This window comes from Bradyrhizobium sp. 17, from assembly GCF_023073515.1.
GTDB lineage: Bacteria > Pseudomonadota > Alphaproteobacteria > Rhizobiales > Xanthobacteraceae > Bradyrhizobium > Bradyrhizobium canariense_D.
This window is the reverse complement of the sequence record NZ_JADPJQ010000030.1, coordinates 1-2,760: the sequence shown is the minus strand read 5'-3', so window position 1 is coordinate 2,760 and position 2,760 is coordinate 1. Positions and strand designations below refer to the sequence as shown.

The 2,760-nt window shown below is 63.6% G+C and carries 2 protein-coding genes; both read left to right on the top strand.

Translation table 11 applies throughout. The features are described from left to right. Positions 1-216 precede the first annotated feature (216 nt). Entirely contained in the window at positions 217-1,734 is a 1,518-nt protein-coding gene (gene istA, locus IVB13_RS04815) for an IS21 family transposase (RefSeq protein WP_247487967.1), read from the top strand. Positions 1,735-1,749: 15 nt separating this feature from the next. Further along, positions 1,750-2,493, top strand: coding sequence for an IS21-like element helper ATPase IstB (gene istB, locus IVB13_RS04810; RefSeq protein ID WP_247487965.1), 744 nt, complete (start codon positions 1,750-1,752; stop codon positions 2,491-2,493). The last annotated feature ends 267 nt before the right edge of the window (positions 2,494-2,760 follow it).

Below are 2,760 nucleotides of genomic sequence, written 5' to 3'. Positions count from 1 at the left end.
TGCGTGTTCCAGCCGATCGTGATCACCGATTCCAGGCCATCGTGATCACCCATTCCAGAGCATCGTGATCATCGTTTCCAGCCGATCGTGATCGCTATTTCCAGCGATCATGATCGGGGGCAACGGGGAGGCGCGCACCGCTGACAGTCTGCAACCCGGCTACCTTGGTCTTTTGCCCAACCGCAGAGGATCGAGATGCCGACAGAGAGACTGTCCATGCGCCACATTCGTGAAGTTCTACGCCTGCACTACAGCGTCGGCATGTCGCAACGCGCCGTTGCCCGCAGCCTCGGCTTGGCCCAAGGCACGGTCAGCAAGTACCTCAACCGCGCCCGCCGCGCCGGCCTGACCTGGCCGCTGCGGCCAGAGCTGGATGACGATGTCCGGCTCGAGAACCGCCTGTATCCGCCACCCTCTGATCGGCCCAGCGAGGAACGTCCGCAGCCGGATTGGGCGCTCGTGCATCGCGAGCTGCGGCGCCCGAACGTCACGCTGATGCTGTTGTGGGAGGAGTATTGCGACGCAAGCTCCGACAGCTTCAGCTACTCATGGTTCTGCGAACGCTACAAGGAATGGGCCGGCCGCCTCAAGCCGACCCTGCGCCAGGTCCATGTCGCCGGCGAGAAGCTGTTCGTCGACTATTCCGGCCACACGATGGAGGTGGTTGACGGGCTCACGGGTGAGGTACGCAGCACGCAGATCTTCGTCGCCGTGCTCGGCGCCTCGAACTACACCTACGCCGAGGCCAGCCTCAGCCAGAGCCTGCCGGACTGGATCGCCTCGCACGTTCGGGCCTTTGCCTTTTTCGGCGGCGTGGCCCGGCAGACGGTGAGCGACAATCTGAAGGCCGGTATCACCCGGGCTTGCTTCCACGAGCCGATGGTCAACCGGACCTATGCCGATCTCGCCCGCCATTACCGCACCGCCATCGTTCCAGCGCGGCCGTATCGGCCGCGCGACAAAGCCAAGGTCGAAGTCGGGGTCCAAATCGTCGGGCGATGGATTCTGGCGCGCTTGCGCAACCGCCGCTTCTTCTCACTCGCCTCCCTTAATGAGGCGATCCACGCGCTCCTGGTCGAGCTGAACAACCGACCTCTCCGTAGCTGGGGACGAAGTCGCCGCAACCTGTTCGAGGAGCTCGATCGTCCGGCGCTGACCCCGTTGCCGGATGAGCCGTACCAGTACGCCGAGTGGAAGCGCTGCCGGGTCAACCTCGATTATCACATCGAGATCGCCAAGCATTACTACAGCGTCCCTCACAACCTCGTTCATCAGGAGGTTGAGGCCCGCATCACCCAAAAGACCGTCGAGATATTTCTCCGCGGCAAGCGGGTGGCCTCGCATCTGCGCAGCACCTTGCCACATCGCCCGACCACGATTCCCGAGCATATGCCGAGCTCACATCGCCGCTATCGCGACTGGACCCTTGAGCGCATTCGTTCGGAAGCCGCCAAAGTCGGTCCCGATGCCCAGACGCTGATCGACGTCATCCTGCGCTCGCGGCCACATCCGGAACAGGGCTTCCGCTCGGCCATCGGCATTCTCGGGCTGGTCAAGCGCTACGGCCAGGAACGCGTCGATGCCGCTTGTGCCCGGGCGCTGCTGCTCAATGCCCGCTCGTACAAATCGGTCGCTGCCATCCTCAAGAACGGCACCGACAGAACCGCGCCTCCCGCCGAGGAGGCGCCCATCCTCTTCCACACCAACATCCGTGGCCGCAGCTATTACAATTGATCAGGAGAGATCAGCATGCTCATTCACCCCACCGTCGATCGCTTGCGCGCACTCGGCCTCGCCGCCATGGCCGATGGCCTCACTGAACTGCAGAACAATCCCGAGGCGGCCGAGATGCCGCACGCCGATTGGCTCGGCCTCCTCGTCGATCGCGAGGTCACCGCCCGCGACAACCGCCGCCTCACGCGCCGCTTGACCAGTGCCAAGCTCCGTCAAGCCGCCACCATCGAGAACGTCGATTATCGCACCGCCCGTGGTCTCGATCGTTCGCTCTTCCAGAACCTCGTCACCTGTCAATGGATCCGTGACAGCAACCACCTGGTCATTGTCGGCCCAACCGGCACCGGCAAGTCCTGGCTTGCCTGCGCGCTCGGCAACAAGGCCTGCCGCGACGGCTTTTCCGTCCTCTACAAGCGAACATCCCGCCTGTTCGCCGATCTCGCCCAGGCGCGCGGCGAAGGCCGTCTGGCGCGCCTGATCGCTGCCCTGGAGCGCGTCAATCTCCTCATCCTCGACGACTGGGGACCCGAACCGCTCACCGCCGACCAGCGCCGTGATCTGCTCGAGATCGTCGATGATCGTTACGACAAGGGATCGTTGTTGATCACTAGTCAGGTGCCCGTGTCGCAATGGCATGATGTCATTGCCGACCCCACCCTCGGCGATGCGATATTGGATCGCATCATTCACAATGCTCATCGCATCGAGCTCAAGGGCGACAGTCTACGGCGTCAGGCTGGCGAAAAGAAAAAACCGTGAGCACCTCGCGCACGATCGCCCCGCCGGCCCACAGGCCCCTCCCGCGCGCGTCGCTACGTCGCTCGTGGGGCCACTCCGCGCCGCGCACGGGGCCCGCCCATGGACCGCCGGGACGATCTCCAAACCAATCCGCCAATCTTGACGAGGAGACTATTTCGAGCCCAGATGCAATCGTCAGCCGTGTTCGCCTCCGCACCTGATCGCGATCACTGGAATCCGTGATCACCATCGCCTGGAACACCTGATCACCATCCCTGGAATGCGCAG